Annotated in this window: 24 protein-coding genes; 15 read left to right on the top strand and 9 right to left on the bottom strand. The window is 72.8% G+C overall.

Annotation, left to right across the window (positions count from 1 at the left end):
* Positions 1-55 precede the first annotated feature (55 nt).
* The 4 genes from ubiM (at position 56) to F0Q34_RS01990 (ending at position 3540) form a co-directional block, all read left to right on the top strand.
* Positions 56-1255, top strand: coding sequence for a 5-demethoxyubiquinol-8 5-hydroxylase UbiM (gene ubiM / locus F0Q34_RS02005; RefSeq protein WP_149810450.1), 1200 nt, complete (start codon positions 56-58; stop codon positions 1253-1255).
* Positions 1256-1382: 127 nt separating this feature from the next.
* Positions 1383-2339 carry an Hsp33 family molecular chaperone HslO gene (hslO, locus tag F0Q34_RS02000; RefSeq protein WP_241665267.1) on the top strand — a complete coding sequence of 319 codons (957 nt, stop codon included), beginning with the start codon at positions 1383-1385 and terminating at the stop codon, positions 2337-2339.
* Between the two features lie 165 nt (positions 2340-2504).
* A complete protein-coding gene (locus tag F0Q34_RS01995) occupies positions 2505-3146 on the top strand; it encodes a hypothetical protein (RefSeq protein ID WP_149810448.1) in 642 nt (213 codons plus the stop codon).
* A gap of 4 nt (positions 3147-3150) precedes the next feature.
* A complete protein-coding gene (locus F0Q34_RS01990; RefSeq protein ID WP_149810447.1) occupies positions 3151-3540 on the top strand; it encodes a RidA family protein in 390 nt (129 codons plus the stop codon).
* 82 nt (positions 3541-3622) lie between these two features.
* Here the strand turns inward: F0Q34_RS01990 and folE are convergent, their stop codons facing one another.
* Positions 3623-4267, bottom strand: a complete 645-nt coding sequence (gene folE, locus F0Q34_RS01985; RefSeq protein WP_149811211.1) for a GTP cyclohydrolase I FolE — start codon at positions 4265-4267, stop codon at positions 3623-3625.
* Positions 4268-4529: 262 nt separating this feature from the next.
* Entirely contained in the window at positions 4530-4940 is a 411-nt protein-coding gene (gene apaG / locus F0Q34_RS01980) for a Co2+/Mg2+ efflux protein ApaG (protein ID WP_149810446.1), read from the bottom strand.
* Positions 4941-5100: 160 nt separating this feature from the next.
* On the opposite strand from apaG, the gene F0Q34_RS01975 reads away from it, so the two are divergent.
* Genes F0Q34_RS01975 through F0Q34_RS01965 form a run of 3 tightly spaced genes read left to right on the top strand, consistent with a single transcriptional unit; the run spans position 5101 to position 6791 of the window.
* Complete coding sequence (locus tag F0Q34_RS01975; RefSeq protein ID WP_149810445.1) at positions 5101-5745, top strand: RecX family transcriptional regulator; 645 nt, start codon at positions 5101-5103, stop codon at positions 5743-5745.
* Positions 5738-6484: an AzlC family ABC transporter permease gene (locus F0Q34_RS01970; RefSeq protein ID WP_241665266.1), complete on the top strand. Its 747-nt coding sequence runs from the start codon at positions 5738-5740 to the stop codon at positions 6482-6484. The genes F0Q34_RS01975 and F0Q34_RS01970 overlap by 8 nt, the downstream gene beginning before the upstream one ends.
* 1 nt (position 6485) lies before the next feature.
* The gene (locus tag F0Q34_RS01965; protein WP_149810444.1) at positions 6486-6791 is read left to right on the top strand and encodes an AzlD family protein; all 306 of its coding nucleotides are present in this window, start codon (positions 6486-6488) and stop codon (positions 6789-6791) included.
* A gap of 13 nt (positions 6792-6804) precedes the next feature.
* Here F0Q34_RS01965 and F0Q34_RS01960 read toward each other — a convergent pair whose 3' ends face one another.
* Entirely contained in the window at positions 6805-7362 is a 558-nt protein-coding gene (locus tag F0Q34_RS01960) for a zinc-ribbon domain-containing protein (RefSeq protein WP_161600755.1), read from the bottom strand.
* A 145-nt stretch (positions 7363-7507) separates the two neighbouring features.
* On the opposite strand from F0Q34_RS01960, the gene F0Q34_RS01955 reads away from it, so the two are divergent.
* From F0Q34_RS01955 to F0Q34_RS01935, 5 genes are all read left to right on the top strand, one after another.
* Entirely contained in the window at positions 7508-8182 is a 675-nt protein-coding gene (locus F0Q34_RS01955; RefSeq protein WP_149810442.1) for a cell division ATP-binding protein FtsE, read from the top strand.
* Entirely contained in the window at positions 8175-9062 is an 888-nt protein-coding gene (locus tag F0Q34_RS01950; RefSeq protein WP_241665265.1) for a cell division protein FtsX, read from the top strand. The genes F0Q34_RS01955 and F0Q34_RS01950 overlap by 8 nt, the downstream gene beginning before the upstream one ends.
* Complete coding sequence (locus F0Q34_RS01945) at positions 9059-9661, top strand: YdcF family protein (protein WP_149810441.1); 603 nt, start codon at positions 9059-9061, stop codon at positions 9659-9661. Before F0Q34_RS01950 ends, F0Q34_RS01945 begins: the two co-directional genes overlap by 4 nt.
* Before the next feature lie 7 nt (positions 9662-9668).
* On the top strand, positions 9669-10604 hold the full coding sequence (locus tag F0Q34_RS01940) for a lysophospholipid acyltransferase family protein (RefSeq protein ID WP_241665264.1): 936 nt from the start codon (positions 9669-9671) through the stop codon (positions 10602-10604).
* Positions 10605-10908: 304 nt separating this feature from the next.
* Complete coding sequence (locus tag F0Q34_RS01935; protein WP_149810440.1) at positions 10909-11982, top strand: DUF2125 domain-containing protein; 1074 nt, start codon at positions 10909-10911, stop codon at positions 11980-11982.
* Between the two features lie 15 nt (positions 11983-11997).
* Here the strand turns inward: F0Q34_RS01935 and F0Q34_RS01930 are convergent, their stop codons facing one another.
* On the bottom strand, positions 11998-14595 hold the full coding sequence (locus F0Q34_RS01930) for a TIGR02302 family protein (RefSeq protein WP_149810439.1): 2598 nt from the start codon (positions 14593-14595) through the stop codon (positions 11998-12000).
* Positions 14592-15980, bottom strand: a complete 1389-nt coding sequence (gene lysA / locus F0Q34_RS01925; protein ID WP_149810438.1) for a diaminopimelate decarboxylase — start codon at positions 15978-15980, stop codon at positions 14592-14594. The genes F0Q34_RS01930 and lysA overlap by 4 nt, the downstream gene beginning before the upstream one ends.
* A gap of 221 nt (positions 15981-16201) precedes the next feature.
* On the opposite strand from lysA, the gene F0Q34_RS01920 reads away from it, so the two are divergent.
* Entirely contained in the window at positions 16202-16696 is a 495-nt protein-coding gene (locus F0Q34_RS01920) for a 2'-5' RNA ligase family protein (protein WP_241665263.1), read from the top strand.
* A complete protein-coding gene (locus F0Q34_RS01915) occupies positions 16689-17597 on the top strand; it encodes a formate/nitrite transporter family protein (RefSeq protein WP_149810437.1) in 909 nt (302 codons plus the stop codon). Before F0Q34_RS01920 ends, F0Q34_RS01915 begins: the two co-directional genes overlap by 8 nt.
* 62 nt (positions 17598-17659) lie before the next feature.
* On the opposite strand, the gene ada is transcribed toward F0Q34_RS01915, so the two are convergent.
* The 3 genes from ada to argH all read right to left on the bottom strand — a co-directional run bounded on the left by ada (position 17660) and on the right by argH (position 20521).
* A complete protein-coding gene (gene ada, locus F0Q34_RS01910) occupies positions 17660-18826 on the bottom strand; it encodes a bifunctional DNA-binding transcriptional regulator/O6-methylguanine-DNA methyltransferase Ada (protein WP_408902046.1) in 1167 nt (388 codons plus the stop codon).
* Between the two features lie 142 nt (positions 18827-18968).
* On the bottom strand, positions 18969-19109 hold the full coding sequence (locus tag F0Q34_RS22005) for a hypothetical protein (RefSeq protein ID WP_174241957.1): 141 nt from the start codon (positions 19107-19109) through the stop codon (positions 18969-18971).
* Positions 19106-20521 carry an argininosuccinate lyase gene (argH, locus tag F0Q34_RS01905; protein WP_149810436.1) on the bottom strand — a complete coding sequence of 472 codons (1416 nt, stop codon included), beginning with the start codon at positions 20519-20521 and terminating at the stop codon, positions 19106-19108. The genes F0Q34_RS22005 and argH overlap by 4 nt, the downstream gene beginning before the upstream one ends.
* 15 nt (positions 20522-20536) lie before the next feature.
* On the opposite strand from argH, the gene F0Q34_RS01900 reads away from it, so the two are divergent.
* A complete protein-coding gene (locus tag F0Q34_RS01900; RefSeq protein WP_149810435.1) occupies positions 20537-21094 on the top strand; it encodes a TlpA family protein disulfide reductase in 558 nt (185 codons plus the stop codon).
* Positions 21095-21100: 6 nt separating this feature from the next.
* On the opposite strand, the gene F0Q34_RS01895 is transcribed toward F0Q34_RS01900, so the two are convergent.
* A complete protein-coding gene (locus F0Q34_RS01895) occupies positions 21101-22699 on the bottom strand; it encodes a phospholipase D family protein (protein ID WP_206667937.1) in 1599 nt (532 codons plus the stop codon).
* Between the last annotated feature and the right edge of the window lie 21 nt (positions 22700-22720).

Here is a 22720-nt window from a genome sequence, read left to right as displayed (position 1 = left end):
TTTGCGCCAGGACCCCTGCCGCTCTACGGGAGGCGGATCCACTCGGGAGAAGGGCATGCAAGGCGTTTCGCAGGATCAGGTGGCGCGGTGCGACGTGGCGGTGATCGGCGGCGGGCCGGCGGGCCTCGCCTTCGCCGCGTCGCTTGGAAACACCGGCCTTGCCGTGCAGGTGCTGGAACGCCAGCCCGAGGCGGCGCTGGCGGAGCCCGCCTTTGACGGACGGGAGATCGCCCTCACCCATGCTTCCCAGGCGCTGCTGCGCGAACTGGGCGCCTGGGACCGGATCCCCGCCGAAAGCATTTCCCCGCTGGTCGAGGCGCGGGTGCTGAACGGCACCTCCGGCTATGCGCTGCGCTTCGACACGGCCGAGCGGACGGAGCCGGAGCTGGGCAAGCTGGTTTCCAACCACGCCATCCGCCGCAGCCTTTACGAGGTCGTCCGCGCCACCAAAAGCGTCACGCTCCGCGCCGGCACGGCCGTTTCCGGCATCCGGACCGATGTGGAAGGGGTAGAGATCACCCTCGCCGATGGCCAGGAGTTGCGGGCGGGCCTGGTGGTCGCGGCCGACAGCCGCTTCTCCGCGGCGCGCGAGATGCTCGGCGTGCGCGCGGAACGGCATGATTTCGGCAAGCGCATGATGGTCTGCCGGCTGCGCCATGCCGCCCCGCATCATGGCATCGCGACCGAATGGTTCGATTACGGCCAGACCATCGCCATGCTGCCGCTGAACAACAACTGTTCCTCGGCCGTGCTGACGCTGGAGCCGGACGAGGCCGCGGCGCTGGAGCGCATGCCGGAGGCCGGGTTCGGGCCGGAGGTGGCCCGCCGCTACCGCCAGCGCCTTGGCGCCATGGAGCTGGTCAGCACCCGCCACACCTATCCCCTGGTCACCACCTATGCCCGGAGCTTCGCCACCACCCGGGCGGCGTTGCTGGGGGATGCGGCGGTGGGGATGCATCCCGTCACCGCGCATGGCTTCAATCTTGGCCTGCGCGGCGGCGCCACCCTGGCGCGCGAGATCCGCGCCGCCCTGGCCGCCGGGCGCGACTTCGCCGGGCCGGACGTGCTGCGCCGCTACGCCACCGCCCATCGCCTGGCGACGCGGCCGCTTTACCTGGCCACCAACGCCACAGCGATGATCTATGGCCAGGCCTCACGCCCCGCCCGCCTGCTGCGGGAAGCGGCGCTGCGCCTCGGCAACCATCTGGCCCCGGTGCGGCGGCGGATCGTGGCGGGGCTGATGGAGGCGCCCTGAGGCCTGGCCGGCCTGCGCGGAGGGCGCGGCTGGCATCCCGGGAGCCGCCCAAGGTCGCATCCAGCCTGGTCCCGCCCTATCTATGCCCCGAGCGATCCGCCCCTTTCCTGCAAGAGTTCCCCCCCGCGTGACCGATTCCACCGAACCCTCCGCCACCCCGGACTTCCTCAACAATGACCGCCCGCCCGTGCCGCACATCACCGTGCCGCGCGGCGTGCAGCCCTTTCACCTGGAGAACAGGCCCGTGCGGGGCCGCCTGGTGCGGCTCGGCCCGCTGGCCGATGCCCTGCTGACGCGGCACGAGAACGCGGAAGCGGTGACGGCGCTGCTGGGCCAGGCTTTGGCGCTGACGGCGGGGCTGTCCACGGCGCTGAAATTCCAGGGCAGCTTCAGCCTTCAGGCCAAGGGCGACGGCCCGGTCGGCATGCTGCTGGCCGATTGCACGGAGGATGGCGCCCTGCGCGGCTATGCCCGCGCCGATGGGGCGCGCCTGCCCGAAGACGCCGCGCCCCGCGCCGATGCGCTGCTGGGCAAGGGCTACCTCGCCTTCACCGTGGACCAGGGCGCGGAGATGGAGCGCTACCAGGGCATCGTCGCCATCAAGGGCGCGAGCCTGGCGGAGATGACGGGACATTACTTCGCCACCTCCGAGCAGCTGGCGAGCCGCGTCTGGCTGGCCGCGGCGCCGACACCGGCCGGCTGGCGCGCCGCCGCGCTGATCCTGGAGCGGGTCGCCGGCCAGGGCGGCGTCGGCCCAGAGATCAGCCAGGCCGAGCAGGAGGATGCCTGGGAAACCGCCCTGGCCCTGGCCGCCACCATCACCGAGCGGGAATTGCTGGATGATGCCCTGACGCCGGACCGCCTGCTGCACCGCCTGTTCCACGCGGAAGGGCTGGCCCTGGCCCGCCCCCGCCCGCTTTCCTATGGCTGCCGCTGTTCCCGCGCGCGGCTGGCCGGGGTGCTGGCCGGCTTCGGGGCCGAGGATCTGGACCACATGGCCGAGGATGGCAGCATCACCATGACCTGCGAGTTCTGCAATGTCGGCTTCCGCTTCGAGCGGGCGGAGATGCGGGACGGCGGCTGAGGAAGGGCGCTGCCGGAACTTCCGGCCCCGCGAAGCCTTGCTCCCGGGCTTCGCCGCGCGGAAAACGCTCTGGTATGATGTTGTTCGCGTGCATTCTCGCCGGCCGGGCGATCCGGCCCGGCCGGCCCGTGCCCGCACCGCGCCGTTGGGAGACCGAGAAACCAGATGACGCTGCCACGCCGCCACATGCTCACCGCCAGCCTTGGCCTGGCTCCCCTGGTTCTCGCCGCTTGCGCCGGCGGTGACGCCCAGCCACCGCTGCAGCCCGCGCCCGGCTATGGCTTCCTGACCCCCCTGAGGCTCAATGTCCTGGAGGTGGAGGTGCTGGAGCCGCCGCCGGCGCTGAACTTCCGCATCGATCCCCCGGCGCCGCTGTCGCCCCTGGCCCAGGCCCTGCGCATGGGGCGGGAGCGCTTGAGCGCCGTGGGCACCACCGGCCGCGCGCGCTTCATGGTGGACAATGCCACCCTGACCCGCGAGCTGGCGCAGCCCGGCGGGTTGTTCTCGCAGCGGACGGAAAGGCTCACCGCCGTGATCCGCGTTCGCGTCGAGGTGCTGGACAATGAAGGCCGCCGCGTCGGCTTCGCCGAGGCGGAGGCCCGCCGCACCGCCACCGCCATCGACGATGGCGAGGCCAGCCGCGCCCGCGCCGCCGACCAGATCGTTCGGCAGGCGATGGACGACCTGAATGTGGAATTCGAGTTCCAGCTGCGCCGCAACCTGCGCGACTGGCTGATGACCGGCGACCCGGCGGCCCCGCTGCCGGCGCCGTTGCAGCAGGAAACCCTGTCCCCCACCGGAAGCTGAGGCCATGGCGCGCATCACCCTGTCCAACCCGCCCGGCGTACATGTTCCCGCGGCGCGCTATTCGCAGGCCGCGCTGATCGAGGGCGCGCCGCGCCGCCTCGTGATCAGCGGGCAGATCGGCATGGCACCCGACGGCACGATCCGGGAGGGGGCGGAAGCGCAGATCCGGCAGGCGCTGGACAATCTGGGCGCCGTGCTGGCGGCGCATGGCATGGCGCCGGAACAGGTGGTGAAGGTCACGGTGCTGCTGACGGACCGCGCGCAGCTTCCGGTCTGGCGCGCGGCGCGTGACCGGCTGTTCGGCGAGCACGCACCCTGCTCCACCCTGATGATCGTGGCCGGCCTCGCCGATCCGCGGCTGCTGATCGAGGTGGAAGCGGAAGCCGCCGCCTAGGGCGGAGGCGTCGGCCGGCGAAACCCGGCGGGGGACACTGCCCCGCGCCCAAATTTCCGGGACGTTCAGGCTTTCGGGGCGTTCAGGCTTCCGGAACGGGGCGGCCGCTGTTCACCATGGCCAGGAACTCGCGGCGCAGCGACGCGTCGCTGCGGAACTCGCCCAGCATGCGGCTGGTGATCATGGCCACGCCCGGCTTGTGCACGCCGCGCGTGGTCATGCACTGGTGCCCGGCCTCGATCACCACGGCGACGCCACGCGGCTGCAGCACCTCCTGGATGCTGTTGGCGATCTGCGCCGTCAGCTTCTCCTGGATCTGCAGGCGGCGGCTATAGGCTTCCACGACCCGCGCCAGCTTGGAGATGCCGACCACCCGCCCGGCCGGCAGATAGGCCACATGGGCGCGCCCGATGATCGGCACCATGTGGTGCTCGCAATGGCTTTCCAGGCGGATGTCGCGCAGCACCACCATCTCGTCATAGCCATCCGTCTCGGCGAAGGAGCGGGCGAGCAGTTCCACCGGGTCCTCGGCATAGCCCGAGAAGAATTCCTCATAAGCGCGGGCGACGCGGGCGGGGGTGTCGAGCAGCCCTTCCCGCTCCGGGTCATCGCCGGCCCACAGCAGCAGCGTCCGCACCGCCGCCTCCGCCTCGGCGCGGCTCGGGCGGCGCGGGGCCTCGACGGGGCTGGTGGCGGTGGGCTGGGTCGGCTTGCGGGCCGGCGTCACGGTGATGTTCACGGTCAATCTTCCGGTGTCTCGTCCCGAGCGGCGGTGGGCATTGGCTGAACGGCAGTTTCAGGCACACAGGTCGGGCTTCGCGAACCGTAACACAAGCGCCGTTCTCGCAGGGCTCGCCCCCGCGCCGCGCCCGGCGGCACCGGGCGCACCCCCCGCGAGAGCCGCAACAGATAGCCATCCGGACCCCGCGCCACCAGTTCCCCGTTTCAACAAATTCACCGCAGGGCGGGCCGCGGCGCCACCATTCCGCTCAGTGGAGCACGCCGGCCTGGTGCGGGCTGTCGAGGCTGAAGGCGGGAATGGCGACGTCGAAGGGCTCGCCGCTCACCGTCTCGATCATGTGGTAGGTGCCGCGCATGAAGCCGGATGGCGTCGCGAGCGGGGTGCCCGAGGTGTATTCGAAGCTTTCGCCCGGCTCCAGCACCGGCTGCTCCCCCACCACGCCGGGGCCATGCACATGCTGCACCCGCCCGGCCCCGTCGGTGATTTCCCATGAACGGCGCAGCAGCTGCACGGTGTGGCTGCCCTCGTTCTCGATGGTGACGCGATAAGCCCAGGCGAAGTGGGATTCGCTGGGCTTCGACTGGTCGGCCAGATAGAAGGCGCGCACCGAGACACGCACATCGCGCGTTGTCTCGCTGAAGACCGGCGGCTGCGGCATGGGCTCTCCGCATGGTTGGGTAAGCGGCACCATTCTGCGCCGCCAGGCCCGCCACGTCGAGGCCCGCGCCGTCGAGACCGCCGACGGGCAAGCCAGGGGGGCCCAAGCCAATGGGGGCAAGCCAGTGGGCAAGGTGGTTCCCGCATGGCAGGATGCCGGCATGGAACGCCGAACAGGGCAGGAATCGCCGCGCGGCCAGCGCCGGCGGGCGGAGCCGCGCCCGGCCGGCCCGCCACCCGGTGCCGGCGCGCTGCGCGAGGCGGCGCTGGCGCATCTGGCCCGCTTTGCCGCCACCGAGGCGGGGCTGGTGCGCGTGCTGCACCGGCGCATCGACCGCTGGGCGCGCCGCGCCGAGGCCGAGGCGCAGCCCACCGACCGCATCGCCGCCGCCATCATCGCCGCCCGCGCCGATGCGGTGGAAGTGGCGCGGCGGCTGGTTGCGGCCGGCGCGGTGGACGACGCGGCCTTCGCCGCGTCCCGCGCGCGGCGGCTGAACCAGGCGGGGCGATCCCGCCGGGCCATCCAGGCGCATCTGGCCGCCAAGGGCGTGACCGGCGAGACCGCCTCCACCGTGCTGGAGGAAGCGGAGCCGGACGAGCTGGCCGCGGCGCTGGGCCATCTGCGCCGCCGGCGGGCCGGCCCCTTCGCCCCGCGCGCGCCGGACGCGCCGCTGGCGCCGGAAGCGCGGCTGAAGGCGCTCGGCGCCCTGGCCCGCGCCGGTTTCCCGCGTGACGTGGCCGAGCGCGCCCTGGACATGGACCCGGACGAGGCCGAGCAGCGCCTGCTCGATTCCCGCCGTGGCTGAGGCCGCGCCGGAGCAGGGCGGCAGCCCGGTGGTGTTCACCCGGCACGGCGTGCGGCATGGCGCCCGCACGGCCTTGCCCCTGCTGCTGGGCCTGACCCCTTTCGCGCTGGTGGTGGGGGTGATCGCCGCGGGCAAGGGGCTGAGCCTGGTGGAAACGCTTGTGATGTCCGGCCTGGTTTTCGCCGGCAGCTCGCAGCTCCTGGCGCTGGAGCTCTGGACCGACCCAGCCCCGATCCTCGCCGCCACCCTGGCCGCGGCGGCGGCCAATATCCGCATGGCGCCGATGGGCGCTGCCCTCGCGCCCTGGCTGAACCGGCTCAGCGGCTGGAAGCTTTGGGGCTCGCTCGGCCTCATGGTGGACCATTCCTTTGCCCTCAGCGTCACCGAGATGCGGGCGGGCGGGCGCGATGCCGGGTTCCTGCTGGGCATCGGGCTGGTGATGTACGCGGCCTGGCTCGTGGCGGTGGCGGCGGGCCATCTGCTGGGCGGCGCGGTGCGGCTGCCGCCCGGCCATCCCTTCCTGTTCGCGGGCGCCGCCACCTTTGTCGCCCTGCTGGCAGCGATGTGGCGCGGCCCGCGCGCCGACCTGCTGCCCTGGGGGCTGACCGCGCTCCTGGCCCTGTTGCTGCACCGTATCGGCCTGCCGGCGCCTTTGCCGCTGCTGGCGGCGGCGCTGGCCGGCGCGGCCCTCGCCGCGTGGCTGGAGCTGCGCCACGCACCGGCCGCTCCGGCTCCCTGAGATGCTGCGGGGCGATGTGCTGCTGGCCATCCTGGGAATGGCGGCGGTGACCTATCTCTGCCGGGCCGGCGGCTATGCCGTGCTGCGCGCCGTGCGCCCGCCCCCCTTTATCGAGGCCTGGCTGCGGCACCTGCCGGGGCCGCTTTTCGTGGCCTATGTGGCGCTGGCCTTCTCGGCCCTGGGCTGGGCGGGGCTGCCGGCGGTGGCGGCGGTGCTGCTAGCGCAACGGCTGACCGGCAGCCTGAGCGCGGCGATCCTGGCCGGCGTCGGCGCCATCTGGGCCTTGCAATGGATAGGCGCGGCCTGACCGGCCGGATGCCTCAGTTCACGCCCAGGGCCTGGAACAGCCGCGCCAGCGGCGGCCAGGCCGCCATCGCCTCCTCCCGCCACAGCCACAAGGCGGCCAGCGCGCCGCCCACCAGCAGCAACGAGGCCAGCCAGGCCAGCAGCGGCGCCACCAGGCCGGCGCGGGGCGCGGCGGGCGGCAGCGGGGCGGGCAGCATCATGGCCGTTCCCTCGGGCGGGGACAGCAGGGCACGGGCCGGCTCCGCCATCAGGACGCGGTCCGGGTCGGCCTCCGGCGCGGGCGCCAGGCGGGGCCGGGGCCGCAGGGGATGGCGCCGTCGGGAGCCGGCAGGCACGGCGGGGAGCGGCGCCGATTCGCCATCCTCCGCGGCCTCCACGGGCGCGGGGCCAGCGATATCGGCAGATGGCGCCGGGCCAGGGTCATCCGGCGCCGTGGTGGCCGGAACCGGGCCGCCCGTGGCCAGGGGCTGCCAGCGCTGGCCGCAGCGGGCGCAGCGGACGGGGCGGCCCGGCACCAGCATGGCTTCCGGCACTTCATAGGCGGCGGCACAATCGGGGCATTGGATGCGCATCGTCCTGCTATGTGCCGGCTGTCCCGCGGCGCCGCAAGCATTGTGCCGGGCGGCCGTTTCGGTGGCATATCCACCCGCGGCCGGAAGCGGGCAATTGCGTTCGGCGGGTGGCGGCGCAGGGCATGCCGTGGCATTTCCCTGCCGCATGGTGCGCTTCACTGCCGTCGGCCTCCGCTACCCCTCGCCTGATGGCGGGCTGGGGCCGGAGGCGCTTTCGGACCTCACCTTCACCCTGCCGGAAGGCAGCTTCACCTGGCTGCTCGGCACCTCGGGCGCGGGCAAGTCCTCGCTGCTGCGGCTGCTCTACCTGGCGCAGCTGCCGACGCATGGCACGCTGGAGGTGCTGGGCCACCAGGTGCGCCCCGACCGCCGGGATGCCCTGCCGGCGCTGCGCCGCCGGATCGGCGTGGTGTTCCAGGATTTCCGCCTGCTCCCCTATCTGTCGGCCTTCGACAATGTCGCCCTGCCCCTGCGCCTCGCCGGGCGGTCCGAGGGCAGCCTGCGCCCGGACGTGACGGAAATGCTGCGCTGGGTCGGGCTGCAGGGAAAGGAGATGTCCCTGCCGGAACAGCTTTCCGGCGGCGAACAGCAGCGCATCGCCATTGCCCGCGCCGTGGTCACCCGCCCCGCCTTGCTGGTGGCGGACGAGCCGACGGGCAACCTTGATTCGCATCAGGCACGGCGGCTGCTGGCGCTGCTGACGCAGATGAACCGCCTTGGCACCACCGTGGTGGTGGCGACCCACAGCGAGGATCTGGTGGCGCAGTTTCCTTCCCCTTCCCTGCGGCTTGAGGCCGGGCGGCTGGTGCATCATGGCTGATGACCGGAACCAGGGCGCCGTGGCGCGCCGCATCCGCCGCGCCCGCGACCCGCTGGGGCTGAAGCGGGCGCTGTCCGACCGGCTGCTGCCCGGGCTGGTGGCGGCGATGGCCCTGCTGGCTGCCCTGGCCCTGGCCGGCAGCCGCGGCGCCGAGGCGCTGAAAGAGCGCTGGCAGCAGGGCGCCGCCGCCGCCGTCACCGTGCAATTGCCCCCGGAACAGGCCGGACGCATGGAGGACGCCATGGCCCTGCTGCGCGCCCGGCCGGAAGTGGCCTGGGCCGAGCCGGTGAACCCGGAACGCATGCATGAATTGCTGCGCCCCTGGCTGGGCGAGGTGCCGGCCCTGCCGCTGCCATCCGTGCTGGAACTGCGGCTGCACAACACCGCCCTCGACCCCGCCCCGCTCCAGCGCGCCCTGTCGGACGCCATTCCCGGCGCCGAGGTGGAGGCGCATGGCATCTGGGTGGCACGCTTGGCGGCGCTGGCGCGCAGCGTGCAGGGCGTGGCGCTGGCGGTGCTGGCGCTGGTGATCGGCGTCGCGGTGGCGGTGGTGGCGGTGGCGACGCGCGCCGGCCTCGCTTCCCGCCGGCAGGCCATCGAGATCCTGCACGACCTCGGCGCCACCCAGTCGGACATCGCGGGGCGCTTCGCCCGCCGCATCGGCTTGCTGGCGGCGGGCGGCGCGCTGGCCGGCGCGGCCATCGCGGTTCCCGCCCTGGCGGCGCTGTCCGGGCTGGCCGCCCCCCTGGCCGGTGGCATGGTGCAGCCCTGGAGCGCCCTGCCCTGGCTCGACCTTGCCCTGCTGCCGCCCGTTGCCGGGCTGATCGGCTGGGCCACCGCGCAGCTCAGCGTCCGGCGCTGGCTGCGCCGCCTGCCTTGAGCCCGCCGCTTCCCGATGGCAGCCGGCGCGGCCGCCGCAGCCGTCTGTGGCTGCTGCCCGCCCTGCCGCTGCTGGCGCTGCTGGCCGGCTTCGCCTTTTTCGCCGGCCAGGCGCGCCAGGTACCGGAGCAGCCGATCCGGCCGACCGATGGCGTGGCCGTGCTGACCGGCGGGCCGCAGCGCGTCGGCGCCGGGCTGGTGCTGCTGGCCGAGGACCAGGCGCGGTGGCTGATCATCTCGGGCGTCGGGCCATCCTCCATGCTGGACGAGCTGTCGCGCTCCGCCGGGCTTCCCTCGGACCTCCTGACGGTGCCGGAGCTCGTTCCGCGCATCACCCTGGGCCGGGCCGCCACCAGCACCCGCGGCAATGGCGCCGAGATCGCCGACTGGGTGGCGCGCCACAACATCCGCTCCCTGCGCGTGGTGACGGCCGCCTTCCACATGCCGCGCGCCCTTCTGGAATTGCGGCGGGTCTTGCCAGGGGTGGCGCTGGTGCCGCATCCGGTGCAAACCGCCGGCCCCAGGCCGAGCCTGCTGGTACGGGAATACCTGAAGTTGATCGGCGCCATGCTGGGCCTTTCGGCCCTGAAACCGGAGTGAGCCTCGGATGACCTCCGACCTGGGACGTCCCGGCGGCGCTCCCGCATGCGCTTCCGCGAGCATCCCCACCCGCATTCCCGCCGGTGATCCCGAGAGCGCTTCCGCTGGCGAGCCCGTCGGCGATTCCTCTGGCCCTTCCTCTGGCCATTCCCTCGGCACCCCGCCCGGCGATCCCCTAGGCCCGCCCAGCACGCTGACATTGCTCCGCTCGGCGCTGTTCAACGTGCTGTTCTTCGGGCTGACGGGGCTGTGCTGCCTGTTCGGCATTCTGCTGCTGCCCTTTCCCCGCCGCCTGATGCGCCGCTACGTGCAGGGCTGGGCGCGGCTGATGCTGTGGCTGCTGCATGTGGTCTGCGGCATCACCCTTCGCGTCACCGGGCGGGAGAACCTGCCGGAAGGTCCGGTGGTGATCGCGGCGAAGCATCAATCCGCCTATGACACCATTGTCTGGCTCGCCCTGCTGCCGGAACCCGTTTACGTGCTGAAGCAGGAATTGCTGCGCATCCCGGCCTGGGGCTGGATGGCGCGCCATTACGGGGCCGTGGCGGTGGACCGGCGGGGCGGGGCCTCCGCCCTGAAGCGCATGGTGCGGCAGGCCGGGACGGCGCTGAAAGCCGGCGACCAGATCGTGATCTTCCCGGAAGGCACCCGCACCGCGGTCGGCACGCGCATCCCTTATCTTCCGGGCGTGGTCGCCCTGGCGGCGGCAAGCGGCGCGCCTGTTGTGCCGGTGGCCACGGATAGCGGCCTGCGCTGGGGCCGCCGCGCCTTCGCCAAGCGGCCGGGGGCGATCACGGTGGCCATCCTGCCGCCCCTTCCGCCCGGGCAGAACCGGACCCAGCTGCTGCGGGCGCTTTCCGACGCCATTGAAACGGAAACCGACCGGCTTGTCGTCGCGGCCGGCGGGCCGCCCTCGGCGGCTGTGGATAATTCTGTGGGATAAGTCGAACCCTGTTGTCGGGATCAGGGCCAGCATCGCTCCCCAACATGCTGCCGGACCTCGATTCTTGCGGTGCGATGGCGCGGCCGCGACGCTGCCGGGTCCTTTGCGTGGCAATCAAGTCACTGAAATCGGGGATAAACGGAACAGGCTTCCGGAAGCCTTGCTGTCAACACTGTGATTGTGCATCGGGAGAATGCCGAAGGGCTGTGGATAAACCTGCGGAAAAGCTTCGCGGAGCCTTGTGGCAGAAGCCGCGAATCGGGCCGCATGGCTCCCGGCCGGCGCCGTCCGCTATATACCCGGCATGAACCATCCCTCCGTACCCCCTGGCCAGCCCAACGGGCGCCCACGTCCGAAGCGTTTCCGGCGCCTGCTGGCCGGCCTGGCGGCGATCCTGCTGCTGCTGGCCGGGGCGCATGCCGGCCTATGGTGGTGGGCGGCCGGCCGCGTGGAACAGGAGATGGGACAATGGGCGGCGGCAAGGCGGGCCGAGGGCTGGCAGATCTCCCACGCCGCCCCGCGCCGCGAAGGCTGGCCGCTGCGCCTGGACGTGTCCTGGCCGGAGTTGCGGCTGGTGGTGCCGCTGGCGGGCCTTCCGGGCGGTGCCACCTGGCAGGCCCAGGCGCTGAGGCTGCGGCTTTCCCTGACGCCCTGGAACGATGCTTGGCGTGACGCCCTGGCCGAGCCCATCGGGGCGCAGCGATTGCAGGCGGCGGGCCGGAGCCTGCCGCTGACGGCGGACACGATGAACGCAACGATCCCGCTACGCCCCCGGGAAGCCGGGGCGCCCATCCGCGTCACCCTGCGCCAGCTCCGCCTGGGCGCCGCGCCACAGATGGTGGAAGTGGCCCAGGGCGCGGGACGGATCGAAGGCCGCTCGCTGACCCTCGACCTGCGCGACCTCACCCTGCCCGTGGAAGCGCCGCTGGGCCGCATCATCACGGCCCTGGGCGTGCGGGCGGCGATGCTCGGCCCCGTGCCCGACCTGGGCAGCTTCGGGCCACCGCCGGCAAGCCGCGCGGCCGCATGGCGCGATGGGGGCGGCGAGATCGACCTCCAGGCCCTGACCCTTCGCTGGGGTGGGCTGTCGGCCAGCGTTTCCGGCCGCCTCGGCCTGGATGGTGCGTTGCAGCCGCGGGGCAGCGGCCGGCTGGCCGTCGCGAACCCTGCCCAGGCCACCGACGCGCTCGCCGAGGCCGGCGTGCTGGCGCCGCGCATGGCCGCACTGGCGCGGGGCCTGCTCCCGCTTCTCGCCCGGCCCGATCCCGCGGGCGGCGCGCCACGGCTGGAAGTGCCGGTGCAATTGCAGGACCGCGCCGTGACGGCGGCGGGGCTATCCCTGCTGCGCCTGCCGGTTCTGGAATGGCCCGGCAGCTGAAGCCGGGCCGCCCGTTCAAAACGATTTCAGCAGCCGCTCGATGTAGTCCAGCTCGGTGGGCGGACGTTCGCGCTCGGCGCCGCGGCGGCGCAGCTCCTCCTGGATGCGGCGGCTGCGCAGCATCTCCGCTTCCTCCGGCACCCTGGTGTCGCTGCCCTGGTCGTTGGAGCCCGGCCCTTCCCGGGTCGGGCGCCCCAGCGGGTCGCGGCCCTGCGCCTGCTGGCCGGCGCGGTCCTGGCCGTTGCCCGGCGCCTGCCCCATGCTGTCCTGGCCGTCCTCCTGGCCCTCACCCTGGCCTTCGCCCTGGCCGAATTGCCGTTCCATGGATTGCGCCATCTGCCGGCCGCCTTCCTGCAACTCGCGGATTGCTTCCTGCTGGTCGGCCGTGGCGTCCCGTCCCTGCCCCAGCGCGTCCTGGGCCCGGCGCATCGCCTGATCGGCGCGGCCCAGCGCGTCCGGAACCTCGCCAGTCAGGTCGCCGAATTGCTGCATCAACTCGCCCAGGGCGCGGCGCAACGCCCGCTGCTGCCGCGCATCGGCCTGCGCCGACGCCTCTCCCTGCTGCGGCTGGCCTTGTTGCCCCTGTTGACCTTGCTGCGGCGCCTGGCCCGGCTGGCGCCGTTCCTGCGGCTGACCACGCTGCTGCGATGGCTGGCCGGGGCGCTGCTGCGCCCGCTCCTCGCCGCGCTGGTGGCTCCGGTCCAGCATCTGGCCCTGGCGCTGCACCATGTCCTGCACGGCACCCATCTGCTGCTGACCCTGCTGGCGCTGCTGCTGCTGGCGGCTGTTGTTGCGCCCGCCTTCAGGGCGGGCGGCTACCTGTCCGTTCTGCAATGCGTCCAGCATGCGTTCCAGCTCCGCCAGCTCCTGCTGCATGCGGTCGGTGCGGCCTTCGCGCGCCGCCTGCTCCATCTCGCGGGTGCGCTGGTCCAGTTCCCTCTGGTCCATCAGCCGCTGGCTGGCGTCAGGCGCCATGGGTTCGGCATTCTCCTGCCGCAGACGCTCGGCCAGGGCTTCGAGGTGGCGCTGGATCGCTTCCCGCAATTCCTGCACGCGCCGCTCCAGCTCGGCGCGCTGATCGGCATCCGGCGGGGCGCTCTCGGCCTCGGCCAGGGCCTCGCGCAGCGCCTCGCGCGCTTCGGCCAGGGCGCGGGCCGTGCGATCGGTGCGGCCTTCCTCCAGCGCCACGGCGATCTGCCACATCAGCGCCTGCGCCTCGTCCACCGCCTCGGGCCGCCGGTCCCGCTGCAGGCGGAAGCGGGTGACGCGCAGCGCCAGGAAGGTGTTGAGGTCGTGCTCGAACGCTTCGGGATGCGCGGAAAGCGCATCCAGCTCCCGGCGCGCCGGGGCGCGGGCCAGGGGGTCCAGCGACAGCGATTTCCGCAGCGCCGCCAGGCGCTGCGCCACCGGATGGTTGAAGCGACGCTCCGGCAGGGTGAATTCCAGCGTTTCCGAGCCGCCTTCCTGCCCGGCGCCGTCGCGCGCCAGGATGCGGGCGCGCACCGGCAGCCCGGCCCAGGGATGCCCGGACAGGTCCGGCTGCGCCAGGCCGCGCGGCTGCTTCGGGTCCCCACCCACCGGCAGTTCCACCACCAGCGGCTCGGCGCCGGGCCGCGCGGCGAGGCGAAGTTCCGCGCGCGCCGCCGCCACGCCCCAGTCATCCGTGGCGCGCCAGGGCAGCCGGGAGGCGAGGCCGCGCTGCGCCGGCCCGGGCGGCTCGGCGAAGGCGGCGGTTGGCGGTACGTCGGCCTGCACGCTGATGATCCAGGCCGCCAGCTCCGCCCCGTCCCGGCGCAGCGCCACGCGGGCGCCGCGATCCAGCGACTGTTCCAGGGCGAAGGAACCCGCTTCCAGCGTGCGGAAGGGCGTGGCGGCCTGATCCAGCTGCAACTCCGGCACGCCGCCGCCACCGCCGGACAGCGAGAGTTGCAGGCGGCTGCCCTGCGGTACCGTGAGCGATCCGCCGCCCAGGTCCAGGAAAACCGGCGCGGCGCCGGTATAGGCAGGCGGCGTCACCCAGGCTTCCAGCCGCAGGGCGGGAAGCGCGGCGACGGCGTGGAGGCCGCCGGGCCAGAAGGCACGGCGCAAACGCTCCCCGGCCTCGCCCCCCGCCGCGACAAAGGCGGCGAACAGCGCCACCAGCAGGCCGGCGCGCAGAGCGCGCGGGTCGCGCGCCGCGAGGTTGGGGCGGGGGCCGCCGACGCGCAGCCGCGTCAGCCCGGCCAGGACGCGGCGCTGATGCGCCTGCCACAAGGCCAGCGTTGCCGGGTCTTCGGACACGGCATGATCGCGAAGCGTAGAAATGGGGCGGTGCTTCAGGCCGGTGGCGGCCTCGATCCGCCGTTCGGCGGCGGCGTCACCCGGCCAGCGGAAGCCCCGAAAGGGGCGCCACACCGCCAGCGCCAGCGCGGCGGCGAACAGCGCCAGCAGGGCGAGGTGCAGCCAGGGGGGAACCGCCAGGAACAGCCCGGCCCATGCCAGGCCGACAAACAGCCCGGCGACGCCCAGGGACGGCCAAAGGCGCGGCCACAGCCCTTCCCAGCCCAGCGCCCAGCGCGCGAGCCGCCGCCCGCGCGTCAGGCGACGGGCCAGCGGATCGCGCGCTCCCCTCATGACGCGAGGGGAGCGGTGCCGGCCGCCATCAGCCAATCGGGGATGCGCTGCTGCGCGAGCAAATCCTCGGGCGTCTGCCGGGGCCTGATGACGGCGTGGCGGTTGCCGTCCACCAGCACTTCGGCCGCCAGGGGGCGGGCGTTGTAGGTGCTGCTCATCACCGCACCATACGCACCCGCATCCAGGAATGCGACCAAATCTCCCGGGTCCAGCATCGGCAAGGGGCGCTCCCGCGCGAAGGTGTCGCCGCTTTCGCAAACCGGGCCCACCACATCGGCCGGCGACAGCGCGGCCTTGGCGGCGATGGGCGAGAGCGGGAGGATGCCGTGCCAGGCGTCATACATGGACGGCCGCGCCAGGTCGTTCATGGCGGCATCCAGCACCACGAAGCGGCGGCCCGTGCCCTGCTTCTGGGTGCCCTGCTTCTGCAGGATCACCGAGGCCAGCAGCACCCCCGCCGGGCCGGCGATCCAGCGCCCCGGCTCCAGCATCACCGGCAGGCCGAGTTCGCCCAGCGTCGCCTTGATGGCGCCGGCCAGCGCCTCGGGCGGGGCCGGCACCTCGTCGCGATAAGGAATGCCGAGGCCGCCGCCGCAATCGACCCGCCGCACCGGCAGGCCGCGCGCCTGCAGGTCGCGGACCATCTCGGCCAGGCGGCCATAGGCGGCGCGGTAGGCGGAAACGCCACCGGTGATCTGGCTGCCGATATGCGTCGCGATGCCGACCGGGCGGATGCCCGGCAGCGCGGCCATGCGGGCATACAGTTCCGGCGCGTCGTCGAAGGCGATGCCGAATTTGTTTTCCGCCCGGCCCGTGGTGATCTTGGCATGGGTGCCGGCATCCACGTCCGGGTTGACGCGGATCGACATCGGCGCCTCCAGCCCCATTCCGGATGCGATGGCGGAGATCATCTCGATCTCCTCGGCGCTTTCGGCGTTGAGCTGGAAGATGCCCTCGGCGAGCGCGAAGGCGATCTCATGCGCCTGCTTGCCGACGCCGGAAAACACCGTGGCGGCGGCCGGGATGCCGGCCGCCAGCGTCGCGCGCAGTTCGCCCGCGGAAACGATGTCGGCCCCGGCGCCCTCGGCGGCGAGGACGCGCAGCACCGCCTGGCTGTCATTCGCCTTGGCCGCGTAATGGATGCTGGCCGAGAGTCCCGCCCCCTTCAGCGCGTCCCGCAGGGCGCCATAGCGGCGGCGCAGTGTGTTCGCCGAGTAAACCCAGGCCGGCGTGCCCACCTCCCGCGCGATGCGGGCCAGCGGCACCTCCTCCATCAGCAGCCCGTCCTGCGCGTCCATGCGCAGGGCGGGGCGGGCGGCGATCAGATCCTCGAAGGAGGGGTCGGGGTTGTCGGCGCCCTGGGGCGCGGGGAGCGGAGCGGCCATGGGGTTCATTTAGCGGCCGCCATCGGCGGCTGCCAGCCAGGCGGGCCGAAATCCCCCAAGGGCCCGGCCGGCCAGCTTCCGCTTCTGCTCCATGCCATTGCCCGGCAGCAGCGCCGGGCATCCCGCCGAAGCCGGGCGGATGGGCCACCGCCGTGAATTCGCTTCATGGGCGGAATGGCGGTTGCCGGCATTCCGCCCATATCGGTGGCATGGACGCGCCATTGATCCTGAGCCTGGGTTTCGACCAGGAAAGCTTCGCCCGGCTGGACGCCCTGCGCCAGACGCATTTCCCGCCCGAGCGCAACCTGATCCCCGCGCATCTGACACTGTTCCATGCCCTCCCTGGCGCCTCGGCCGTGGCCATCTCCGCCCATCTGGCCGCTTGCGCAGCCGCCACGCCGGCGCCGCGGCTGCGCTTCGTCAAGCCGCGCTTCCTGGGCCGGGGAGTCGCGCTGGACGCCGAAAGCCCGGCGCTGCTCGCGCTGCGCCGGAGCCTGGCCGCAACCTGGGCCGCCTGGCTGACGCCGCAGGACCGGCAGGGCTTCCGGCCCCATGTCACCATCCAGAACAAGGTGGCGCCCGAGGCCGCCCGGGGCCTTTTCGACCGGCTCGCCCCCGGCTTCATGCCCTGGAAGGCGCGGGGCGAGGCGCTGCTGCTCTGGCATTACCGCGGCGGGCCGTGGGAGGCGGCGGGACGTTTTCCGTTCAATGGCTGAAACCCGCAGCCAGGCCCGCGCTTGCCGCAGCATGAGCCGCCATTCCACCATCGAATCTGCTTCCGCCGAGGTGCCCGACCCGGATGCCTCGGGGCCGCTGACGCCGGAAGAACGCGAGGAGGTGGAGCAGCACGCCCATCTCCGCCCCCTGGCCATCTATGAGGTGGTCCGGCGGGAAGGCGCCGAGGAACTGGCGCGGGCCGGGCTGAGCCTGTGGTGGTCCGGCGTTGCCGCAGGCCTCTCGATCGGCCTGTCCATCGCCAGCGAGGGCGCGTTGCACAGCCTGCTGCCGGATGTCCCCTGGCGGCCTCTGGTGGAAAGCACCGGCTACACGGTGGGCTTCCTGATCGTCATCCTGGCGCGGCAGCAATTGTTCACCGAGGTGACGCTGACCGCCGTGCTGCCGGTGCTGGCAAAGCCGACGCGCGGCGGCTTCCGCGCGCTGATGCGCAACTGGGGCGTGGTGCTGGCGGCCAACATGCTGGGCACGGCCCTGTTCGCCGGCATGCTGGCCATTCCGGACCTGCTGCCGCCCTTTGTCACCGAAGGCGCGCTGGCGGTGTCGCGCCACATGGCCGAGCTGACGCCGGGCCAGGCCTTCGGCCGCGCCATCCTGTCCGGCTGGATGATGGCGCTGCTGGTCTGGCTGCTGCCCCTGGCCGAGGCGGCGCGGATCTGGGTGATCGCGCTGGTCGCCTATCTGATCGCGCTGTTCGAGCTGCCGCACGTGGTGTCCGGCGCGGTTGAGGTGTTCCTGCTGCTGTACCGGGGCGAGGTCGCGGCCGGCCCGGCGCTGTTCGGTTTCCTGCTGCCCTTCCTGGTGGGCAATGTCATCGGCGGCTCGGCGCTGTTCGCGCTGCTGGCCTATGGGCAGGTGCGGGAGGAGATGGAAGCCCGCTAGGACATTTTCCGTTCGCACTGGCTCACGTCAAATGCTCTGGCTCCTTGTTCTGCCGGGCATCTTCACCCGATCAGGCGATCCTGCCCGATCGGGATCCGCTCTAGGCGCCCCTCCCCTGTGTCGCGCTCCTGCGCCAGCAGCGCGCGCTTGCGCGCGATGCCCCAGCGATAGCCCGACAGCGCCCCGTCCTGGCGCAGCACCCGGTGGCACGGAATGGCGACGGCGAGCGGGTTGGCGGCACAGGCGCCGGCCACCGCCCGCACCGCCGCGGGCATGCCGATGCGGCGGGCGATGTCCGTGTAGCTGACCGTCTCGCCGGCCGGCACGGCCCGCAGCGCCTGCCAGACGCGCTGCTGGAAGGCGGTGCCACGGATGTCGAGCGGCAGGTCGAGGCCCAGGCGCGGCGCTTCCACGAAGCCCACCACCTGCGCCACCAGCGCCTCGAACCCGGCATCGCCGCCCACCAGCCGGGCACGCGGGAAGCGGTCCTGCAGGTCCCGCAACAGGGCCTCGGGCTCGTCGCCCAGCAGGATGGCGCACAGGCCGCGCTCGGTCGCCGCCACCAGGATGGCGCCGAGCGAGCATTCGCCCAGGGCGAAGCGGATCTCCTGCCCCGCCCCGCCGGCCCGCCAGGCACCGGGCGTCATGCCGAGCAGCCCATCCGCCGCCTCGTAGAAGCGGCCGCTGGAACTGAAGCCGGCGCTGAAGATCGCCTCGGTGACGCTGCGGCTCCCGGCCAGGGTGTCGCGGAGCCGTCGGGCGCGGTGCGCCGCGGCATAGCCGCGCGGCGTCAGGCCGGTGGCGGCGCGGAACAGCCGGTGGAAATGCGCGGGGCTCACCTCCAGGGCGGCGGCCAGTGCTTCCAGCGCCGGCGGCTCTTCCGCCGCCTCGATCAGCCGGCAGGCGCGGGCGACCAGGGCAGCATCGCGCGCGGCCTTGGGCGGCTCGTCCGGGCGGCAGCGGCGGCAGGGGCGGCAGCCCGTGGCCCGCGCCGCCGCCAGGCTGTCATGGATGCGCACATTCTCCGGCCGCGCCGGGCGGGACGCGCAGGAGGGCCGGCAATACACGCCGGTGGTGACCACCGAATACCAGAACTGCCCGTCGGCCGTGGCATCGCGGGCGAGGATGCGCCGCCAGCGCGGGTCGGCGGCGGTGCCGGGCACGCTTCCCGTGGCGGGGAGCGCCGGTGGCGCCGCCACGGCGTCATCCTGTTGCGGCATGGTCAGCATGGCTGTGTCCTCCGTTGGACTTGCACAGCGCATCCTGCCGCCCCGGCCCGGCTTTCGCGCTCCGGCGCTTGCGCGGCAATCCGGAAGAACTGGCGCGCCGGGGCGGGACTTCACACCCCTCCGGGCGCCGTCGCGAAGGGCCTCAGCGGCTCGGGTAGCTCCGCGGATAGGTGATCTCCTCCTGCGGGCCGGGCGGGCGGATCGGGCCGGGGCGGCCGCAGGCGGCCAGCAGCAGCGCTGCCGCCATCAGCACCAGGGCGCCGCGCAGGCCGGCGCCCCTCATGCCAGGCGCTCCCGCCACTCGGCCGCCATGCGGCGCACATTCACCGGCGCCGTGCCGCCATAGGAGGTGCGGGATGCCACCGAGGCCTCGACGCTCAGCACGCCGAACACGCCGGAATGGATGCGCGGCTCCTCCTCCTGCATTTCCTCCAGCGACAGGCCGGGCAGGTCCACGCCCCTCGCCTCGGCCTTGGCGACCAGGCGGCCGGTGACGTGATGGGCGTCGCGGAAGGGCAGGCGCAACTCCCGCACCAGCCAGTCGGCCAGGTCGGTGGCGGTGGAGAAGCCGGCGCCGGCGGCCTCGCGCAGCCGCGCCCCGTCGGGCTTCATGTCGCGCACCATGCCGGCGGTGGCGGCGAGCGCCAGGGCGATGCTCTCGGCCGCGTCGAAGATGCCTTCCTTGTCCTCCTGCATGTCCTTGCCATAGGTCAGCGGCAGGCCCTTCATCACCGTGAGCAGGCCCAGCAGGGAGCCGGAGATGCGGCCGACCTTGGCGCGCACCAGCTCCGCCGCGTCCGGGTTGCGCTTCTGCGGCATGATCGAGGAGCCGGTGGTGTAGGCGTCACTCAGCGCCACGAAGCCGAAATACGGGTTGGTCCACAGCACGATCTCCTCGGCGAAGCGGGACAGATGCGTGGCGCAGATCGACAGGGCGGACAGGAACTCCAGCGCGAAATCGCGCGAGGCGACGCCGTCCAGGCTGTTGCGGGTCGGCCGGTCGAAGCCCAGCGCCACCGCCGTCATGTGCCGGTCGATCGGGAAGCCCGTGCCGCACAGCGCCGCGGAGCCGAGCGGGCTCTCGTTCATCCGCGCGCGGCAATCGCCGAGCCGCGAGCGGTCCCGCCCCAGCATCTCCACATAGGCCAGGAGGTGGTGGCCGAGCGTGGTGGGCTGCGCCGGCTGCAGATGGGTGAAGCCCGGCATCACCGTCGCCGCGTGCTCGTCGGCACGGTCGGTCAGCGCCCGCATCAGGTCGGCGATCTGGCCATCGATGCCGTCGATCGCGTCGCGCACCCACAGCCGGATGTCGAGGGCCACCTGGTCGTTGCGGCTGCGCGCGGTGTGCAGCCGCTTGCCGGCCTCGCCGATCCGCTCGGTCAGGCGAGCCTCGATGTTCATGTGGATGTCCTCCAGCGCCTCGCTGAAGGGAAAGCTGCCGCCCTCGATCTCCTCGCCGATCGCCTTCAGGCCCTCCTGGATCGCGGCCTCGTCATCGGCGGAGATGATCCCCACATGGCGCAGCATGGCGGCATGGGCGAGGCTGCCCCGGATGTCCTGCCGCCACATCTTGCGGTCAAACCCGATGGAGGCATTGATGGCCTCCATGATGGCCGAGGGTCCGGCGCTGTAGCGCCCGCCCCATTGCTGGTTGCCCTGGCTTTGACTGTGACTGGACCCAATAGGACTGGACAAGGAAGGATCTGCCTCGTGTTGCTGGAACGCCGCTCCCTGCTTTCGCTGCTCGCGGCCGGGCCGACCCTAACCATGCTGCTTCCGGCACGGCAAGGGATTGCCGCCGAACAGGCCGAGGGGCTGGGCAAGCTGAGCCGGACGGAACCCCGCGCGCTGCCGGATTTCGTCTTCACCGATGCCGGCGGGGCGGAGAAGCGCGTGGCCGATTTTGCCGGCCGGCCGCTGCTGATCAACCTTTGGGCCACCTGGTGCGCCCCTTGCGTGGCCGAGATGCCGGCGCTGGACCGGGCGCAGCAGGCGCTGGCGGGGGAAGGCTGGGCGGTGCTGGCCTTGTCCTCCGACCGGGGCGGCGCGCCGGTGGTGCAGGGCTTCTACGGGCGCACGGGGGTCGGGACGCTGGATGTCTGGCTCGATCCCCGCGGCGCGGCCGGGCGGGCGCTGGGCGCGCGCGGCCTGCCCACCAGCATCGTCGTCAACCGGAAAGGGCAGGAGGTGGCACGGCTGGAAGGCGCCGCCGCCTGGGACCATCCCGACTGGCTGAAAGCGCTGCGCGAGCTGGCCGGCCCCGCCTGAGGGCGCTCACAGCATCCATTCGATGGGCAGGCGCATCAGCACCGACACCAGCAGGCGTTGCAGCAGGCTGGCCTGTGGCTCGGTCTCGTGCCGGACCACGCTTCCATCGAGGTTTTCCGTCCAGAACAACCGGCCGTCGGCCGTCAAGCCGGCCTTGTAGGACGTGGCCGGTATCGCCTGGTCGAAAGCCCGCCGGATGGCATCCGCCAGAACCGGGCTTTCGATCACGAAGCCCAGCTCCGTGTTCAGGTTGGCCGAGCGCGGATCGAAGTTGAACGACCCCACGAAAACCCGCCGCCGGTCCACCGCAAAGGTCTTGGCATGCAGGCTGGAGCCGGAGCTGCCGAAGGGCCCGGCGCTGTCATTGCGCTCTCCCGCGCCGGGGCCGAGGCGGCGCAGCTCATACAGCACGACCCCGGCGGCCAGCAGATCCTCCCGCCGCCGGGCATAGCCCGCATGCACCGCCGTCACGTCGGTGGAAGCCAGGGAATTGGTCAGGACGCGCACCCGGACGCCGCTTCTGGCCAGCCCCGCGAAGAATGCGGTGCCGGCCTCGGCGGGCACGAAGTAAGGCGAAACCAGCTCCAGCTCGCGCTCCGGCGTGTCGAGGATCTCGGCGAGCTGGCTGGTCAGCAACCCTTCCGGCGCCGCCCGCCCCAACCCCTTCGCCGGATCGTCGCTGACCATGCGCACCGGCGCCCATTCCAGCGCCAGCTCGCCATCCAGCAATTGCCGGATGGATGGCAGGTCCCGGATCGCCCCGACATAGCGGAGGGCCGCCGGCGATTGCGTCACTTCCTCGGCCGCGGCGCGCAGGGCCGGCAGTTGTTCGCGGTCCGGAGGCGGCAGGATGAGGTCCACGGGATAGGAGGAAAGGCTGGCCCAGTAGCGGTCGAAATCCGCCGCCACCTCCGGCACCACGGCACCGATGGCCAGCACGTCCAGGTCGGCGAACAGCGCGCCCTCGGCCGCGCCGAAATATTCATCCCCCACATTGCGGCCGCCAACGATGGTGGCCTGGCTGTCGGCGGTGAAGGACTTGTTGTGCATGCGCCGGTTGGCGCGGGAAAAATCGGTCAGGAAGCCGATCCACTTCGGATGACGGACGGCGAAGGGATTGAACAGGCGCACCTCGATGCCCGGATGGGCATGCAGCGCCGCCAGCCGCGCATCCAGGCCGGAGGTGCCGTTGTCGTCGAGCAGCAGGCGCACCCGCACCCCGCGCTCGGCCGCGGCGCGCAACTCGTCGAGCAGCAGCGTTCCCGTCAGGTCGCCATGCCAGATGTAATACTGCACATCCAGCGTCTTCCGCGCGGCGCGGGCCAGCAGGACGCGGGCCGCGAAGGCATCGCGCGCCTCTGCCAGAGCGTGGATGCCGGTCAGGCCGGGATGCCGCGCCGACAGCCCGGCCACCGCCTGACCGAGCGGCGTGTTCCGGGCGTCCTCCTGCGCCAGCGCCACGCTGGGCGGCCGCCCTTCCGGCGGCGGCAGGCCGCAGCCGGCGAGAACAAGCAGCGCCAGGCCCAGCATGACCGCCATCCCCCGCGGCCCTTCCAGGAAAGGGAGGAGCATCCCCGAGGCCCGCCGGGCGACGCGATGGATCATGCATGTCTCCTGCCACATCCC

Source organism: Teichococcus oryzae, assembly GCF_008386565.1.
In the GTDB taxonomy this organism is placed as follows: Bacteria; Pseudomonadota; Alphaproteobacteria; order Acetobacterales; family Acetobacteraceae; genus Pseudoroseomonas; species Pseudoroseomonas oryzae.
Note: the sequence above shows the minus strand (reverse complement) of the source record. Positions and strands in the feature narration are given on the sequence as shown.